This window comes from Rhodococcus sp. UNC23MFCrub1.1, assembly GCF_000686025.1.
Classification (GTDB): domain Bacteria; phylum Actinomycetota; class Actinomycetes; order Mycobacteriales; family Mycobacteriaceae; genus Rhodococcoides.
Map to the genome: position 1 here is coordinate 154,164 of NZ_JMLQ01000001.1, position 17,637 is coordinate 171,800.

The 17,637-nt window shown below is 70.0% G+C and carries 16 protein-coding genes; 4 read left to right on the top strand and 12 right to left on the bottom strand.

The window, feature by feature from the left end:
* The first annotated feature begins 52 nt into the window (after positions 1-52).
* Entirely contained in the window at positions 53-421 is a 369-nt protein-coding gene (locus tag BR07_RS0100700) for a plastocyanin/azurin family copper-binding protein (protein WP_037184149.1), read from the top strand.
* Here BR07_RS0100700 and glmS read toward each other — a convergent pair whose 3' ends face one another.
* The gene (gene glmS, locus BR07_RS0100705) at positions 422-2,284 is read right to left on the bottom strand and encodes a glutamine--fructose-6-phosphate transaminase (isomerizing) (protein ID WP_027503803.1); all 1,863 of its coding nucleotides are present in this window, start codon (positions 2,282-2,284) and stop codon (positions 422-424) included. It abuts the gene before it with no gap.
* Positions 2,285-2,374: 90 nt separating this feature from the next.
* Between glmS and BR07_RS0100710 the strand changes: the two genes are divergently transcribed.
* Complete coding sequence (locus BR07_RS0100710) at positions 2,375-3,241, top strand: dienelactone hydrolase family protein (RefSeq protein WP_027503804.1); 867 nt, start codon at positions 2,375-2,377, stop codon at positions 3,239-3,241.
* On the opposite strand, the gene BR07_RS0100715 is transcribed toward BR07_RS0100710, so the two are convergent.
* From BR07_RS0100715 to BR07_RS22700, 3 genes are read right to left on the bottom strand one after another with little or no spacing between them, the layout of a single operon-like run.
* Positions 3,214-3,450 carry a hypothetical protein gene (locus BR07_RS0100715; RefSeq protein ID WP_027503805.1) on the bottom strand — a complete coding sequence of 79 codons (237 nt, stop codon included), beginning with the start codon at positions 3,448-3,450 and terminating at the stop codon, positions 3,214-3,216. The genes BR07_RS0100710 and BR07_RS0100715 overlap by 28 nt on opposite strands.
* The gene (locus BR07_RS0100720; protein ID WP_027503806.1) at positions 3,447-5,042 is read right to left on the bottom strand and encodes a hypothetical protein; all 1,596 of its coding nucleotides are present in this window, start codon (positions 5,040-5,042) and stop codon (positions 3,447-3,449) included. Before BR07_RS0100720 ends, BR07_RS0100715 begins: the two co-directional genes overlap by 4 nt.
* Positions 5,039-5,383 carry a hypothetical protein gene (locus BR07_RS22700; protein ID WP_155956889.1) on the bottom strand — a complete coding sequence of 115 codons (345 nt, stop codon included), beginning with the start codon at positions 5,381-5,383 and terminating at the stop codon, positions 5,039-5,041. The genes BR07_RS0100720 and BR07_RS22700 overlap by 4 nt, the downstream gene beginning before the upstream one ends.
* A gap of 168 nt (positions 5,384-5,551) precedes the next feature.
* Between BR07_RS22700 and BR07_RS0100730 the strand changes: the two genes are divergently transcribed.
* Positions 5,552-6,592, top strand: a complete 1,041-nt coding sequence (locus tag BR07_RS0100730; RefSeq protein WP_027503807.1) for an LLM class F420-dependent oxidoreductase — start codon at positions 5,552-5,554, stop codon at positions 6,590-6,592.
* Between the two features lie 12 nt (positions 6,593-6,604).
* Here the strand turns inward: BR07_RS0100730 and glmM are convergent, their stop codons facing one another.
* The 8 genes from glmM to BR07_RS0100770 form a co-directional block, all read right to left on the bottom strand.
* Entirely contained in the window at positions 6,605-7,942 is a 1,338-nt protein-coding gene (glmM, locus tag BR07_RS0100735; protein ID WP_027503808.1) for a phosphoglucosamine mutase, read from the bottom strand.
* 113 nt (positions 7,943-8,055) lie between these two features.
* On the bottom strand, positions 8,056-8,541 hold the full coding sequence (rpsI, locus tag BR07_RS0100740; RefSeq protein ID WP_371831715.1) for a 30S ribosomal protein S9: 486 nt from the start codon (positions 8,539-8,541) through the stop codon (positions 8,056-8,058).
* A 50-nt stretch (positions 8,542-8,591) separates the two neighbouring features.
* Positions 8,592-9,035: a 50S ribosomal protein L13 gene (rplM, locus tag BR07_RS0100745; protein WP_027503810.1), complete on the bottom strand. Its 444-nt coding sequence runs from the start codon at positions 9,033-9,035 to the stop codon at positions 8,592-8,594.
* Positions 9,036-9,207: 172 nt separating this feature from the next.
* Positions 9,208-9,606, bottom strand: coding sequence for a TraR/DksA family transcriptional regulator (locus tag BR07_RS0100750; RefSeq protein WP_081821019.1), 399 nt, complete (start codon positions 9,604-9,606; stop codon positions 9,208-9,210).
* A gap of 102 nt (positions 9,607-9,708) precedes the next feature.
* Positions 9,709-9,987, bottom strand: coding sequence for a WXG100 family type VII secretion target (locus BR07_RS0100755; RefSeq protein WP_027503812.1), 279 nt, complete (start codon positions 9,985-9,987; stop codon positions 9,709-9,711).
* Between the two features lie 51 nt (positions 9,988-10,038).
* Positions 10,039-10,341 carry a WXG100 family type VII secretion target gene (locus tag BR07_RS0100760; RefSeq protein WP_162246747.1) on the bottom strand — a complete coding sequence of 101 codons (303 nt, stop codon included), beginning with the start codon at positions 10,339-10,341 and terminating at the stop codon, positions 10,039-10,041.
* A 114-nt stretch (positions 10,342-10,455) separates the two neighbouring features.
* Complete coding sequence (locus BR07_RS0100765; protein WP_155956890.1) at positions 10,456-11,892, bottom strand: type VII secretion-associated protein; 1,437 nt, start codon at positions 11,890-11,892, stop codon at positions 10,456-10,458.
* Positions 11,889-15,803, bottom strand: coding sequence for a type VII secretion protein EccC (locus BR07_RS0100770; protein ID WP_037184152.1), 3,915 nt, complete (start codon positions 15,801-15,803; stop codon positions 11,889-11,891). The genes BR07_RS0100765 and BR07_RS0100770 overlap by 4 nt, the downstream gene beginning before the upstream one ends.
* 314 nt (positions 15,804-16,117) lie before the next feature.
* Between BR07_RS0100770 and eccD the strand changes: the two genes are divergently transcribed.
* On the top strand, positions 16,118-17,596 hold the full coding sequence (gene eccD, locus BR07_RS0100775; protein ID WP_027503816.1) for a type VII secretion integral membrane protein EccD: 1,479 nt from the start codon (positions 16,118-16,120) through the stop codon (positions 17,594-17,596).
* Positions 17,597-17,637 lie beyond the last annotated feature (41 nt).

Genomic DNA, 17,637 nt, shown 5'->3' on the forward strand with positions numbered 1-17,637 from the left:
CCCACGGTAGCGCCGACAGGCCACGATGCACGGCAGGTCTACCGTGGGAATCATGGCTCGCCTGACAACACTCGCGGCGACGATCGGAGTCACTGCCGCACTGGCACTGTCGCTCACATCGTGCACCGAGGACGCCCCCACCGCCGAACGTCCGACCGGGCCGAACGTCGTCACGGTCGCCGCGATGGCCTACTCCCCTGCCAGCGTCACCATCTCGCCCGGCGACACCGTCACGTGGTTCTTCGACGACACCGGTGTCGCGCACAACGTGATCGGCATCGACGCGGCGTCCCGTCTGCTGCACAGCCCGATGATCTCGTCGGGTCAGTTCAGTCAGACGTTCGACGACCCCGGCACGTACCCGTACTTCTGCTCGGTGCACCCGAACATGACGGGCACCGTCATCGTCCGAGAGAGCTGATCACTCGACGGTGACCGACTTCGCGAGGTTGCGCGGCTTGTCCACGTCGTAGCCGCGCGCCTGCGCGACCTCGGCGGCGAACACCTGCAGCGGCACCGTCGACAGCAGCGGCTGCAGCAGTGACGGCGCGGCCGGGATCTCGATGAGGTGATCGGCGAACGGCCGCACCGTCTCGTCGCCCTCCTCGGCGATCACGACGGTCCGGGCGCCGCGCGCCTGGATCTCACGGATGTTGCTGAGCATCTTCGAGTGCAGCACCGCTCGGCCCTTCGGCGACGGCATCACGATGATCACGGGCAGGTCGTCCTCGATGAGGGCGATCGGACCGTGCTTGAGCTCGCCGGCGGCGAAGCCCTCGGCGTGCATGTACGCGAGCTCCTTGAGCTTGAGCGCACCTTCGAGGGCGACCGGGTAACCGACGTGGCGACCCAGGAACAGCACCGTCGGTGACGACGCCAACTCGCGGGCCAGGGCGCGAACGGGCTCGACCGTCTCGAGCACCTTCCTCACCAGGTCCGGCATGGCCTCGAGATCCGCGTACTCCCGTGCGACCTCGTCCGGGTACTTGGTACCGCGAGCCTGCGCCAACGCCAGACCGACCAGGTAGTTGGCCGTCACCTGGGCGAGGAACGCCTTGGTCGACGCGACACCGATCTCCGGTCCCGCCCGCGTGTAGAGCACCGCGTCGGCCTCGCGCGGGATCTGGGAACCGTTGGTGTTGCAGACGGCCAGGACTCGGGCCTTCTGCTCCTTCGCGTGCCGGACCGCCTCCAGCGTGTCGGCGGTCTCGCCCGACTGGGAGATGGCCACCACGAGTGTCGAGCGGTCGAGAACGGGGTCGCGGTAACGGAACTCGCTGGCCAGCTCCACCTCCACGGGGAGGCGCGTCCAGTGCTCGATCGCGTACTTCGCCAGCAGCCCCGAGTGGTAAGCGCTGCCGCACGCGACGACGAACACCTTGTCGACGTCGCGCAGCTCCTGATCCGACAGTCGCTGCTCGTCGAGGACGATGCGACCGTCGGTGAAGTGTCCGAGGAGGGTGTCCGCGACCGCCGCGGGCTGCTCCTGGATCTCCTTCAACATGAAGTAGTCGTGACCACCCTTCTCGGCGGCGGCGAGGTCCCAGTCGATGCGGAACGGACGCCCCTCGGCCTCGGACCCGTCGAAGTTCATGACGTCGTAGCCGTCGGCGGTGATCACCACGACCTGGTCCTGCCCGAGCTCGACCGCGTCGCGCGTGTGCTCGATGAAGGCGGCGACATCGGACCCGACGAACATCTCGCCCTCGCCGACGCCGACGACCAACGGTGTGGAGCGACGGGCCGCGACGATGGTGTCGGGGTGATCGACGTGGGTGAACACGAGCGTGAAGGCGCCTTCGAGGCGCTGCAGCACCGCGAGGGCGCTCTGGACGAAGTCTCCGGCCGTGGGGCCCTCGTCGTAGGCGGCGGCGACCAGATGGACGGCCACCTCGGTGTCGGTGTCCGACTCGAACTCGACGCCTGCGTTCTCGAGCTCGGCGCGCAGCGGCGCGAAGTTCTCGATGATGCCGTTGTGCACGACGGCGACGCGGTCGGCGCGGTCGCGGTGCGGGTGGGCGTTGCGATCGGTGGGCCGTCCGTGGGTGGCCCACCGGGTGTGGCCGATCCCGCTGGTGCCGACGAAGGTGTCCCGCCCGAGTTCGTCCAGTTCGGCCTCGAGGTTCGCCAGTTTTCCGGCCTTGCGCTCGACGGCCATTCCCCCGGACCCGTCCAGGACGGCGATGCCGGCCGAGTCGTATCCGCGGTACTCCATCCGGCGCAACGCCTCCACCACCACCGGTAGCGCTCGACGATGTCCGACGTACCCGACGATTCCGCACATGGGACGACAGCCTACTTCGGCGCGGACGGCGCTCCGGCCGCCCGCACGTCGACGGCATGGCGAACTGCCGCGTCGACTACGGTCAGTGCTGTGCCGAAGACGCAGAAGTTGGTCGCCGACCTGACCAAGCGGGGTCCCCATCGCGTGCTGCGCGGTGACCTCGCTCTCGCGGGCCTGCCCGGTGTGATCTACACGCCCAGTGAGGGCACGGGACTGCCGGCGATCGCCTTCGCGCACGGCTGGATGACCGGCGCCTCGCACTACGACTCCACGCTGCGGCACCTCGCGTCGTGGGGCATCGTCGTCGTCGCGCCGAACACGCAGCGCGGACCGGTGCCCTCCCACAGTGCCCTGGCGCAGGATCTCCTCGTCGCGCTCGACGTGTGCACCGGCATCCGTCTCGGCACCGGCGACATCAGCGTGCATCCCGCCAAGCTCGGCCTGGTGGGCCATTCCATGGGCGCGGGCGCCGCGGTGATCGCCGCGGCTCAGCGATCGGACGTCGCCGCTCTCGGTGCGCTCTATCCGGCGCCCACCTCTCCGCGCGCCCTGTCGCCCGGCATCGCCGACGCGGTCACGGCGCCCGCTCTGGTTCTCGGCAGTCCCTCCGAACTGAACTCCCTCACCGCGGAGCCCGTCGCGCTCGCCGATGCGCTCGGTGGCCCCACCCTGCTCCGCGTGATCGACAAGTCGGAAGGTGACGGCATGGTCGAGGGCCGGAAGCTGCTCAGCTTCCTCGGCGTCGGCAACGCCCAGCCGAAAACTCGGCGCTCGGTGCAGGCACTGCTCACCGGCTTCCTCCTGCACCGCCTCGCGGGCGACGACACGTACTCTGACTTCTCCGATCCCGACGCCGTCGTCAAGGGCACCGAGGTGGTCGACCCGAACGCGCCGACCGCGGACGCCCCCAAGAAGGTCAGCGCGATCCGTCAGCTGAGCCACCTCGCCGGTCGCTGAGGCGCCGCCGGCGGAGCCTCGTCGCCGGCCACCGCCTCTGTGGGCGATCGCAGGATCACTCCGGCGCGACGCGGCGCCACCCGTGCGGCCTCCGAGCGCCTCCGAGCCTCCTCGTCGATGGCCGCGAGGCGGGTCCGCACACGTCGCGTCGCCCGCCGGTGCTCCCGGACGACGGCGTCGATGATGTCAGCGGTGTTCTGCGAGTTCACAGCGGACCGGCTTCCGCGAGCTCGGGTCGCGCCGGCTCGCCGACCGTCGCTGCCTCACCGCTCGGGTCTGTGTCCGGTTGCAGCACACCGGGTTCCGTGACACCGCCGGATTCCGCAGCAGCGGGAACGCAGTCCGGTGGCGCGACGACCGGTGGTGCGACGACCGGGGCCTCGACGACCGGGGCCTCGACGACCGGGAGCCCTTGATCCGCTGCCTCCTGTTCGACTGCCTCCTGATGCGGCTCGTCCCGTTCCGCTGTGTCCGGGGTCTCGGACGACGACTCTGCAGGCTGACCCGATTGCGGCGCCGCCTCGTCCATCACCTCGGTGAGGACGGGCAGTCCGAGAGGCCCGGCAGCGAGAGCGAAGTGATGGGACTCCCCCGCCGCGTCGTGGGTGCGGATGTCCACGGCCCCGTCCGCGCCGAGGGCGACACTCACCCCGCGACCGTCGAGCTCCGCCTCGAGGTGACCGCGCGCGACGTTCTCGGCAGGCGCAGTCAGCGCCGCCTCCGGTGAGATCTGCGCCTCGGCGGGCGGTGGGTCGCACGGCGCCGCAGTCGACACCACCTCGGTCACCGCGTCCCGCACCGCCCGCCCGATCAGTTCGGCGAGCGGTGAGCGATCCTCGACGGGAGCGACAGGCAGCGTCGCGGGCGGCTCCGCGACCACAGGAGAGGGCGCGACGGCGAGCGACGGCGGCTCGGGTGCAGCGGCCGGCGCCGTCACCGACGCCGGCGCGGTCGCTGCAGCCGGCGCGGTGCCTTCCGCCGGCACACACTCGCACGCGTCGTCCTCGACGGACCGGTGACCACTCGGCCACGGGGAGCCGTCGATGTCCACCGCAGCGGCGCAGAGTGCCGCGTAGATCTCGGACACGGCGGTCTCCGTCGAGGTGCACAGTTCCTCGAATGCGGCCACACGCTCGGTCATCGCGGGCACGAACACGGTGTCCAACCACTCTCGGCATCGGGCTGCGACCGGTTCGAGGACCTCGGCCTGCCGCCGGCCGGGATCCGACGCGGACAGCAGCATCGCCTCGAGGCCCGGGAACACCGAGGCCAGCGTCCGCACCGCGTCGGGTGCGGATGCACCTCCGGCTCCGGCGATGGTGGCCGCGACCTGCGCTGCATCGCGACCGCCCACCTCGTCGGTGCGGAACGCGGAGGCGGCGATCGACTTGTCCTCGACGATCGCGTGCAACCCCGCCGACGCGGAGGCCATCGCTGAACCAATCGCCTCGAGCTGGTCGGCGTGGGCGGCCGACCTCGCGCACTGCCGTCGAAGGAGGTCGAGCGCGGCGTCGGCGGCATCTCCCGACCAGGCCTGCCCCAACGACTCCGCTGCGTCGGACTGACGCCCGATCTCCGCGCGCGCCTCGGCCGCCGCGGCGCCGAGCCGGTCGGCGTCAGCCCGGAGAGCCTCGGTGTCGAGTCCGCGTTGCTCGTCGTAGCGAGCGCAGAGCGCGACGTGGGTCGTGGTCATCGGCGCGCCGCTCGCTCCGACCAGCGGGAGGAACGTCGCGAAGAACGCCAGGCCCTCACTCCCGAGATCCAGCAGACCGTCGATCGTCGACGGCACCGGTGCGGTCACCGGTCACCTCGCCGTGCCGGCACACCCGGCGCCGCGACGCGCAGGGCGGTGACATCGTCGAGCGACACCGAGCCGTCGATCGACGCCCGCAGGGCGGCCGACGTCGCAGCGGTGGCGTCCGACCAGGACCGCAGGCCCTCCGACAACCGCCCGAGGCTGTCCTGCAGGGCGGCCGCCTCCGCCCGGTGGTTCCGGCCCGCCGACTCGACACCGAACAGACCGCCCACACCGCGCTCGGCGGACCTTCGTACGGCTGTCGCGGACTCCTCGAGGGCCGCGATCGCCGCCCGGGCTGCCCCCTCGTCCAGCGTCGTTCCGCCTCGCGACGTTCCACTGGCCATGTCGTCCCTTCCGAAGTGATGCACGAGAGCGCGATCTCCACAGATCAGACGCACCGCCGCTCCCCCGCGTTCCCGCGAAACGGCAGCCGTCGGTGGGCACGGCCGGTAGGACCGGTAACCTCCGAATTCACAGGTGAGTAACACACACTTCGGCGATCAGGGAGCCCCATGCGCATCGGTATGCAATTGAACTACTCGGGCGGGTTCAGCGAGACGGTCGAGGAGGTCGGGGCCCTGGAGAAGGCGGGAATGGACATCGCGTTCATTCCCGAGGCGTACTCGTTCGACGCGGTGAGCCAGATCGGCTTCCTCGCGGCGAAGACCTCGACGATCCAGCTGGCATCGGGCATCTTCCAGATCTACACCCGCACGCCGTCGCTGCTCGCGATGACTGCCGCCGGTCTCGACTACGTCTCCGGCGGACGATTCGTGATGGGTATCGGCGCGTCCGGCCCCCAGGTGATCGAGGGATTCCACGGCGTCAAGTACGACGCCCCGCTCGGCCGCACCCGCGAGATCATCGAGATCTGCCGCCAGGTGTGGCGCCGCGAGAAGGTGCAGTTCGAGGGCAAGTACTACCAGATTCCGCTGCCCGCCGATCAGGGCACGGGTCTGGGCAAGCCGCTCAAGCTCATCAATCATCCTGTGCGAGCCGACATTCCGATCGTCATCGCGTCACTCGGACCCAAGAACGTCGCGCTCACCGCCGAGCTGGCCCAGGGCTGGGAGCCCATCTTCTTCCATCCGGAGAAGGCCGAGTCGGTGTGGGGCGAGTCGCTCGCGGCCGGTAAGGCGAAGCGCGACCCGTCTCTGGGTGAGCTGGACGTCTACGCCAGCCCCGCCGTGGCCATCGGCGACGACGCCGACCAGTTCCTTCCGTGGATCAAGCCCCAGCTCGCGCTCTACATCGGTGGCATGGGCGCCAAGGGCAAGAATTTCTACAACGACCTCGCGGTGCGGTACGGGTACGAGGCGGAGGCAGAGAAGATCCAGGACCTCTACCTGGTCGGCAAGAAGGAGGAGGCCACGGCCGCCGTTCCCGACGAGCTGGTCCGGTCGATCTCGCTGATCGGCACCGAGAGCTACGTCAAGGAGCGCCTCGCCGCCTTCGAGTCCGCGGGTGTGACCACACTGAACATCCACCCCATCGCAGCCGACACCGCTGGCCGCGTGGGTCAGGTGGAGCAGCTCAAGGCCCTCATCGGCTGACGGGCCGAGACGTCAGCCGACGGCGCCGACCACATCCGCGATGTGGTCGGCGAGCCGGCGGGCGGTGTCTGCAGTGTCCGCTTCCACCATCACGCGGACGAGCTGCTCGGTTCCCGAGGGACGCAACAACACTCGCCCCTCTCGTCCGAGTTCGTCCTCTGCACGGGTCACCGCGTCCTGCACGAGCGGAGCCGACGTCGCGGCGGACTTGTCCTGCACGGGCACGTTGATCAGCACCTGGGGCAGCGTGCGCATGACGGACGCGAGGTCCTCGAGGGTGCGTCCCGTCTCGGCCATCCTGGCCATGATCTGCAGGCCCGTCAGCACACCGTCACCGGTGGTGCCGAAGGCGGGCAGGACGATGTGCCCCGACTGCTCACCGCCGAGTCCGTAATTGCCGGCGCGCAGTTCTTCGAGAACGTAGCGATCGCCGACAGCGGTGGTGCGCACCGTGATTCCGGCGTCACGCATCGCGATGTGCAGTCCGAGATTGCTCATGACGGTGGCGACCAGCGTGTCGTCGGGAAGCTCGCCGCGCTGGTGCATCGCGATCGCGAGGATCGCCATGATCGCGTCCCCGTCGACCACGGCGCCGCTCGCGTCCACTGCGAGACAACGGTCCGCGTCGCCGTCGTGGGCGAGTCCGAGGTCTGCGCCCTGCTCGACGACGGCCTTCTGCACCACGTCGAGGTGAGTGGACCCGCATCCGTCGTTGATGTTGAGGCCGTCCGGGTCTGCGTTGATGGCGATCACGGTCGCTCCCGCGGCGCGGTAGGCGTCCGGCGCGGCGGTCGAGGCGGCTCCGTGAGCGCAGTCCACGACGACGGTGATGCCGTCGAGGCGTCGGGTGACGATGGTCGCGAGATGGCTCTCGTAGCGGGCGAGAGCGTCCGGGGCCTGTCGCACGCGGCCGATGGCGGCACCGACGGGGCCCGTGGCGGGCGCGTCGAGCAATGCTTCGATGCGGTCTTCCTGGTCGTCGTCCAACTTGTGGCCGCCGGCCGCGAAGAACTTGATGCCGTTGTCGGGCATCGCGTTGTGCGATGCGGAGATCATGACGCCGAGCTGCGCGTCGTAGTCGTCGGTCAAGTAGGCCAGGGCCGGGGTGGGGACGTCACCGACCGTGAGGACGTCGACTCCGGCGGAGGACAGTCCGGCCACGATCGCGGCTTCGAGCATCTCGCCGCTCGCGCGCGGGTCCCGTCCGACCACGGCCAGGGGGCGGGTGGTCGACGAGGCGACCTCGCCGAGCACCGCTGCGGCGGCACGGCCGAGTCGCAGTGCGAGGTCTGCCGTCACCTCCTCGTTCGCCAGTCCCCGAACTCCGTCGGTACCGAACAACCGGGCCATGACAGTTACCTCTTCCGAGCAGGTGGAGCGAATGCAGGTGCCGTGACGCGAAGCAGGCGCCCGCGGCGGTCCGAGGACCAGCCGGAGCGCCTGCTTCTCCAGAAGTGCTGAGATCAGCGCTTCGAGTACTGCGATGCCTTACGAGCCTTCTTCAGGCCGTACTTCTTGCGCTCCACGGCACGCGGGTCACGCGTGAGGAAGCCGGCCTTCTTGAGGGCGGGGCGATCGTCCGGGGTGACCTCGATGAGGGCACGGGCGATGGCGAGACGCAGGGCGCCTGCCTGGCCGGACGGGCCGCCACCGTGCAGGAGGGCGACGATGTCGAAGCCGTCCGCACGCTCGACGGTGACGAACGGGGACTTGATGAGCTGCTGGTGCACCTTGTTGGGGAAGTAGTCCTCGAGGGTGCGGCCGTTGAGCTTGAAGTCGCCCGAGCCGGGGGTCATGCGCACGCGCACGACGGCTTCCTTACGACGACCGACCGTGGTGACGGGGCGATCGATGTAGATGGCGGGACGAGCGGCGGCCTCGATGTCGGCGACGACCTCGGGCTCCTCGACGGAGACGAACTCGTCGGCGATCTCGACGGAGTCACCGATGGGGACGGTCTCTTCGGCCGTCTCGGTCACGACGTTCTCTTCGGGAGCGGTCACTGGGACACCTGCTTGATCTCGTACGGGACGGGCTGCTGAGCCGTGTGGGGGTGATCGGGACCTGCGTAGACCTTGAGCTTGCCGGCGATCTGGTTGCCGAGCTTGGTCTTGGGGATCATGCCCTTGATGGCCTTCTCCACGACGCGGTCGGGGTTCTTGTCCAGAACCTCACCGATGCTGCGCGCACGGAGACCGCCCGGGAAGCCCGAGTGGTGGTAGTGGAACTTGTCGGTCCGCTTGTTGCCGCTGATCGCGACCTTCTCAGCGTTGATGACGATGACGAAGTCTCCGCCGTCGAGGTTGGGGGAATACGTGGGCTTGTGCTTGCCACGCAGCAGAGTTGCTGCCTGGACTGCGAGGCGGCCGAGAACGACGTCGGTGGCGTCGATCACGTGCCAGGTCCGGGTGACATCCCCGGCCTTTTGGCTGTACGTGGACACAGAACTTCCTTGTCTCATCGCTGATGGTGCTGGCCAGGCGCGTGGTCGATCGTCTCGGCGGCCAGTGGAGACCCGAGGGACCGGTATCGGTCGTGCATGACGACTCGATGTACCGAACGCCAACGGTGTACCTTACCGGCCCACGTACTGGCAGGTCAAAACCCCTCGACCGTCATCGCCGACGAGAGGTGCAGTCGATGCAGCGGCGAGCAGTGGGCAGCGCCTCGAGGCGGGGGTCGGAGATCGCCCCGCCGCACACCTCGCACTGTCCGTAGGTGCCGCGCTCGATCCGCATCTCCGCGTCGTCGAGTTCGCGCAGTTCCTCCCGCGCCTCTCTCGACATCGATGCGATGGCGGCGCGCTCGAACGCGATGGTCGACCCCTCGGGATCGTGCTCGTCGTCGTCCGTGGTCCACCGGGACCCTTCGACGATGGCCTGGTGCTGTCGTGCGAGCGACACGATGCGGGCCTCGGTGAGCGCACGTTCCGCCGCGACCCGGCTGCGGGCGATCGCCCGAGCCGCGTGGTCGCGGTCGCTCGGGTCGGTGACGGGCTGATCCGGCTGTGTCATGACGACGTCCAGTATCCGCCCCGCGCCGACCGGAGTCGTACGGACCGTCGGAGATGGGCAACCGGACACCCCCCACGCCCCGGTTGCCCACCTCGTCCGTGATCAGGCGAACATTCCCCGGTTCGCCGCCTCGCGTGCCTGCATGTCGGCGTTGCCCTGACCGACGGCACTGCCGACCGCCTCGAGAACCTGATTGAGCTCCAGGGCCGCCGAGTCCCACTGGCGCTGCTTGTCCTGGTACGACTCCGACGCCGTGCCTTCCCATTCCGCCACCAGCGGCGAGATGATCTGGCGCAGTTCGTCGAGCTTGCTGTTGAGAGTGGCCTGCTTCGCGTCGATCTGAGCAGTGACCTGGTCGATGGCACCGAACACGTATCTCATGGTGAACGTCCTTCCTGACGTGAGTGATGGGCAGATCGGATGATCGGCGGGTCAGAGGTTGAGCGAACCGCCCGCGGCGGTGACGGTGCGCGTGTTGTCGTCGTCGGCAGCGCCGTAGGCGGTCCCGCTCGACTTGATGGCGTCCCCGATCGAACCCAGCGCGAGTTGCAACTTGTTCGCGCTGCCGTCCCAGCTCGTCATGACGTTCTGGAACGCGATCGCCGCCGCGCCTTCCCAACTCCCTCCGACGGCCTGGACGTCGCCACGCAGCTGGTCCAGCAGCGCCTTGATCTCGAGCGTCAGCTGGTCCACCTTCCCTGCGGTGACGTGCATCGTCTCGACGGTGGTCTTCATCTGCGACATGGTCTCTCGATCCCCCCTCGGTGTGGTCCGGGCCGGTACCCGGAACTTCCCCTGCACCTCCTTCGACGCGACGACTCGGCGAACGGTTCCGTCTCCGCCACCGCGTCACCCGACGACGAGGGACGCGAGGACCGCGGTGCAGACCTCCGCCATCACAGGGTTCGCGGCCTCGGTGCTCTGACAGCCGAGACTCGTCTGCTCCCCCGGTGACACGATCACCGTCCACGCCACCGTCGAGCCGTCGGACGCCTTCTCGGTGTAGACGAGCGCGGGACGATCGGATACGTCCGACCGTCGATCGAGCCCGCCGAGTCGATCGGGTGCGGCGTCGACCCCGGCCGACAGGGTGGCCTGCACGTCGGGTATTCCGACGCCCACACCGAGTTCGCGGACCACCAGCACCAGTCGCATGCCGGCGGGTGCGTCGGGACGGATCTCGACCCGCTCCGTACCCGGCTCGACATGCCACCCCACCGGCACGATCAGGTGTGTTCCGGCGATCGAGAAGTCGGTACCGGCAGGGGCGCTCGTCGTCGTCGCGGCGGCCGGCTCGGTGGTGGGCGCGGTGGGTCGAGTGGGCCCGGCCGGGACCATGGACGGTTCTGCGGCTCGTGGTCGCTCCGTCGCAGGCGCGGGCGACTGTCCGCTGGTCAGTGCCGCGACGCCGATGCTGACGCACACCACCGCGGTCGCCACCGCTGCCACCAGGACCGGCCGTCGGGTCGTGCGCCGACGGTCCACGGCCGCCGCGGCGGCTCGTTCGGCCAGCCACGCGCCCGTCCTACCGGGCGTGAGCTCGGCCGGTACGGACGATGTGACGGGCGGAACCGGGAGGGGGCTCGCGCCCGCGCTCGGGACCACGGCTGCCGCCATCTCCTCGTCGTCCACCGTCACCACCGTCAGATCGCTCATCTCGTCGAGTACGGCTCGCGGCAAGGTGTCACTCGCGCCGTGCACGACGAGTCGGCAGGCCGGCGCGGCAGCGAGAGCTCCGTCCACCGCGGCACGAGTGCGCGACACCGTCAGCTCGTCGTCCCCTCCGATCGCGGGATCGGTCAGAACACAGTCCACGACGTCGCTGCTGATGGCCGTACTCACCACGGTCGAGACCGTGGTGCGGTGCGGTGTGCGGTCGAGAACCACTGTTCGGCAGCGTGATCCACCGCACGGGCAGGGCCGGGCCGACTGCGCCGCGTCCCGCGCGACAAGCGCCGACGACACGAGGAGGACGTCACGCGCGAGGGGTCGCGCGGCCGCGGTGAGGACGCTGCAGCGCACGGCTCCCCAGTGCGGTGGGTGCACCAGCACCAGGTCGTGGTCCCCACCGTGCACCCCCGCATCGCGCAGAGCGTCGGTGAACATCTCGGACACCATCGTCGACACCTCGACCTCGCGTCCGTCGGCGAGAGTGACGACGCGGTCGTCGATGTGGCCGAGGACGTCCACGGACGCGGAACCGTCTGCGGGAGTTCTCGACAGCACCCCGAACCGTGAACACCACACCGCGTCCACGGTCGTGACGAGCCCGACGGGCGACGTCACCGCTCGTCCGGCGCGGTCTCGCACAGCGCGGTCTGCACCAGTGTCGCCGTTCCGCGCCCGACCAGCACACCGCGTCCGGGTGGGAGTTCGGACGGACGGACGGAGCCGAGCAGGACGCCCTCCTCTCGGCTCCCGCTCATCACCAGTCCCGGTGATGCCAGGTCCTTGAGCCTCGCGAGGACCGGTTCGTACAGTGCCCGAGCGGATCCGCCGCACCGACGTGCGACGACGAGATGCAGACCGACGTCCCGCGCCTGCGACAGCAGTTCCAGCAACTCGGTCAGCGGGTTTCCGTGCGGCGTGACGACGAGGTCGTAGTCGTCGACGACCACGACGATCTCGGGACCGGTCCACCAGGATCTCGCAGCGAGTTCGCGACGAGTGGTGTCCGGTCCCGGACGGCGGGCACGCAGGTAGGTCGCGAGTTCGGCGACCATCGTCGTGGCCTGCTCGGCCGTGGACGCGTGACCGGCGAGCCGATCGGACGGGATGTCGCCCAGCAGGGTTCGTCGGTAGTCGACGGCGAGGATTCTCAGCGACGTGGCGTCGTTGGCCTGCGCGAGCGAACGGCAGATCGATCGCAGCAGACTGGTCTTCCCGCAGCCCGAGTCGCCGAGGACGAGAAGGTGCGGATGCTCGGCCAGATCCAGAACGACCGGCGCGAGATCGTTCTCGTCGACACCCACCGGCACGGTGGCGACGAATGTCCCCGAGGCGGACGGTGGCCACCACGCCGACACGGACGACAGAAGGTCGTCGCGCTCGAGTCGACGCGGCAACAGTCGCACCGGGGGCGTCGGTGCGTCACCCCGCCACCGGTGGACCGACCCGGCGATCGCGCGGTCGGTCCCGTGTCCGAGATCGTCCGTGTCGGCGATGCCGTCGACACGCGGGAGCGCGACGAGCAGATGCAACCCGTCCGGGGTGATGCCTCGACCGGGCCGACGCGTCGGGACGTGCATCGCCCGTGCTCGGCCGATGTCCGAGTCCGACGGATCACCCATGCGCAGTTCGACTCTCGTGGTGACGGCATCCTTCACCGCGGGACGGAGCTCGGCCCACCGACTCGCGGCGAGGACGACGTGCACCCCGTAGGAGAGTCCGCTCGACACCAGCTGGTGCAGGGACGGTTCGAGGGCCTCGAACTCGGCTCGGATCGTGCTCCACCCGTCGACGACCAGAACGATGTCCGGCACCGGCGGTGCACTGTCTCCACCCGACTCTCGCCTGCGCCGCGCGTCGGCCATCGACCGGATCTCGCCGGTGCGGAACAACTCCTCGCGGCGTCGAACGGTTCCGACCACGTCGGCGACGATGCGTCGCACGGCGTCCGCCTCCGAGCGGACCGCGACGGATCCGACGTGAGGAAGGCCTACCAGCCGTCCGACGGATCCACCGCCGAAGTCCAGGACGTGGAACTGCACGTGGTGCGGGGAGTACCGCAGAGCCAGATCGAGGACGAGCGTGCAGAGCGCGGTGGACTTGCCGGACTGCGGTCCCCCGACGATCGCCACGTGCCCGGACGCACCGGTGAGGTCGAGTTCGAGTGCATCGCGTCGCTGGTCGTACGGCCGGTCGACCAGTGCGACCACGGCGCGCAGTGACCCCGCAGTGTCGGGCCGGTCACCGCCGAGCGCCGTGTCCGGTGACACCGAGTCGAGTGTGACGGGCCGGTCCAACGGCGGTAGCCACACCCGGTGTGCGGGACGCCCGTGACCGCGCACTCGCGCGACGACGGCGGAGAGGACGGTGCCGCCGTCCGACGACTCGGACGGAGACGGCGGTTCACCCGCCGGTTCGAGGGCGGTCTCGTCGAGCAGCGGCACCGGCGCCGCCGTGAAGAGACGGGGCCCGGTCGAGCCTGCGCCGACCGAGAGCGCTGCGGGCTCGTCGCTCCGCAGACGGGGACCCGAGACGTACATCGCGGTGAAGCGCACCAGCTCGCTGGAGTCCGTTCTGAGGAACCCCACTCCCGGACCCCCGGTCACGTGATGCGCGTCGGCGACACCCAGAACCGATCGAGATTCGGAGGCCGAGAACGTCTTCAGACCGATGCGGTAGGAGAGATGACTGTCGAGTCCGCGCAGCCGACCCTCGTCGAGCCGCTGGCTCGCCAGCAACAGATGGATGTGCAGCGAGCGCCCGAGTCGCCCGATCGCGACGAAGAGCTCGGCGAACTCCGGGAACCGGGTCAGCAGTTCGGAGAACTCGTCGACGACGACGAAGAGCGCCGGTAGAGGCGCGAGTGCGGCACCACCCTCGCGCGCACGGGTGTAATCGGAGACGTTCGCGTAATTGCCGGCGGCCCTGAGCAGTTCCTGCCGTCGAGTCATCTCGCCCGCGAGCGCGTCGCGCATCCGCTCGACCATCTGCGCTTCCTCGGACAGATTGGTGATGACGGCCGCGACGTGGGGCGCCGATTCCAGTCCGAGAAACGTGGCCCCACCCTTGAAGTCGACGAGGACGAGATTCAGGACGTCGGGCGGGTGCGTCGCGACGAGTCCGAGCACCAGCGTCCGCAACAGTTCCGACTTTCCCGATCCCGTGGCGCCGATACAGAGTCCGTGCGGTCCCATACCCCCCTCGGCGGCCTCCTTCAGGTCGAGCTCGACGACGCGACCGTCGTCGTCGAGTCCGAACGGGACGCGCAGTCGCGACCGCCCGGAACGGGAGGACCAGGCGACGCCGGGGTCGAGACTGTCGGGAGACGTCATGCCGGGCAGGTGTTCCCATGCTCGGACGCGCGGGCCACCCTCCGCCCGCACGACGGTGTCGCCCGTCCGGAATCGAGCGAGTCCCCGCGCCACCACGGCGGCGGTGACCACGTCCACACCGTCCGCGGTACCGAACATCTCGACTCCGGCCGCGCTCCGTGCGCCGAGCGCAGGCCTGTCCGCGCCGTCGCCGACGACCAGGACGAGTGTGCGATCCGCGGTGCCGTCCCGGCCCGCACCGGACACGGTCAGGACCGTCACGTCCCCGCCCCTCGTCACGGTCTCCCATGTCTCGGCATCCTCGACACCGTCCTCGGCACCGCGATCCACGACCACGATGCGATGGGGCCGCGCACCGGTCGACGAGTCTGCCGCCGGGACGGCGAGGTCCCGCGCTGCCTCCGCCGGCGATCCGAAGGTCAGCCGCCGTCGCCCGCCACCGTCCGACGCGGTCTCGTCCCCGTGGTGCGGCAACCACTTCGTCCAGTCCCACGTCGCCGCGGTGCAGTCGTCCACGACGACCACCACGCTGATGTCGTCCGGACTGTGGAAAGTGCACGCCTGCAACACCATCGAGCGCACGAGCGCTCTCGCCGCCTCGACGGGGCCGTCGACACCGATCACGGAGAACGCGCGCAACGAGACCGCGGTGGGAAGGTCCGACACGATGGCATGGGTCCGGACGAACGAGCGCAGGAGGGCGGCCGACACAGGCTCGAGACCCTCGGGCGGACCCGTGTCGGGTGTGACGAGGCGAGTGGCGAGTCGTTGGTCGCCCACGCCCACCCGCAGATGGACGAAGTCGTCGTCTGTCGACCGCCTCTCCCACATGCGTGAGGTTCCGGCGAACGAGGACAGCGTCGACGGATCAGGATGGGAGAAGGCCAGTGCCTCGTGCTGCGCCGACGCCGTCGACCGGACCCGCTCGCGCATCGCACCGAGGTACGTCAGATAGTCCTTGCGCGATTCGTCGAGTTCGGCCGTCCGTGGCCCGCCTCCGCGGCCCCCACCGGCGAACATCCCCAGCATGGACACCACCATCATGGCCGGGAACAGCAGCGTCATCGGGTTGGCGGCCGCGCCCGACGTGATCATGAGGGCAACCATGCCGACCATCGCGACCACCATGACCAGAGGCAGCATCTTCAGGAGCGGGTTCCCCGGGACCACCCGCGGAATCTCCGGTGGCGGCTCCATCTCGACGGTGCCGCCCGGCACCCGCGGCGCGTCCTCGCGCGGCGGTCGACCATGGACCACCCGCGTGTCCACCGCCGTCGCGTACTCGCCCTCACGTCCGACCACCACGTCCACCCCCCCAGTGGCTCGCCGCCCCGTTCGGCGAGTCGGGTCAGACCGTAGCGCCGGACGCCGACGACCGGGAGGGAAGACGACGAGGGTTGTGGACGAACCCTCGTGCCTGTGCATATCGCGAGGCGATGTCACCGAACTGACCTATAGTGCTCGCACGACCCGCGGTGCGACCGCGGGAAGAGAGTTCGGGGGGACTTTCGATGACCATCGCGCCGACCGCTGCGCCGCTGTCCACGACGCGCGAATCCGCGGTACGCCGGATCGAGCCGGCCGTGCTGCGCATCACCGTGATCACGGGGGACGTCGAGGTGGACGTCTCGGTTCCCGGCGGAGTCGCCGTCGCCGCGACGGTGCCCGCTCTGACGGCGCTGATCGACGAGCGCGCGGACTCGGATCGTTCGCCGGGCCCACGGTCGCTCTCGACGATGGTGGGAGTGCCGCTCGACGCGCGTCTCTCGTTGCTGGACAACGGTGTTCGGGACGGCGACGTCTTGGTTCTCCACCGCGGACGAGAGTCCTCACCGCCGGTCTTCGACGATCTGACGGAGGCGGTGGCCGTCCTCGGCAACGGCCGCTCGTGGGCCCGCTCCGACTCGGTCGTCGCAGCCACCGTCGTGTCGACGGCGGCACTGGCGACCGCGGGATGGACCGCGACGAGAACGAGCGGAGTCCCTGCGGCAGCGAGTCTCGCCGTCCTCGCGCTGCTCACCGTCGTGGCCGCGTGTGTGTGCACCGCGGCGCGCGTCCCGTCGGCCCTGAGCTTCGGTCTCAGGTCGACCGGGTGTCTCCTCGCGTTCGCCGCGGGCACGATGCTCGTTCCCGGCCAGGATGCCGCGGCCGACGCCGTGCTCGGATTCGCGCTGAGCGCGGCGGCGTCCGTCGTCACCTCGATGATCGCCGGCCGCGAGGGACGCGCCACGTTCACCGCGGTGTCGACGGTGAGCCTCGTGGGCGCCGTCGCCGCTGCTGTCGAGGCGCTGAGCGACGTGCCCACCGTGACGATCGCGGCGGTCACCGCCGGCGTGTGCACCCTGGCGCTCACCCGCGCCCCGCGACTGTCGGCCGCACGAGCCGGAATACGCCTTCCCCCGGTACCACTCGCCGATGCCGGCGCTCGTCTCGACCACCCGGGACACGAGGGACCGCCGACGCGGCCGTCGGAAGCCGCCCTCGTCGCCGCACACGAGTCCGCTCTCGCCGACGTCGACGTCGTCGCGGAACGAGCTCGCACAGCTCAGCAGTACCTCACCGGCTACACGACGGGGTTGTCCCTGCTCGCCTCGGCGGGGGCGATCGTCGTGGCCACGCACGACATCGCCGCGACCGTCGATCCCGGCAGACTCGCTGCCGCTGCCGCGATCGCCTCCGTCCTGTGCTGCCGGGGCCGCGTGGGTGTCGATCGTCTGCGCTGCGCCGTCGCTGTCACCGCGGGTGTCGCGGCCGTCCTCGTCGTCCTCGCAGTCGGTGCGTCCACACGTGCCGACCTGTGGCCGTGGTGGACCGGGGCTGCGGTGGCGGTCGGCGTCCTCGCGATCCTGATCGGTGTCGTCGCGCCGGGTCGGCGATTCTCCCCCGTCGCGCGCCGGGCGGCCGAACTGGCCGAACTGGCCGTCGTGGTCTCGATCGTTCCTCTCGTCTGTCTCGTCGTCGGGGCCTACTCGGCAGCGCGCGGCCTGTGACGGCTCAGCGACGACCAGGGGTGACCGCATGTCTCGTCGCA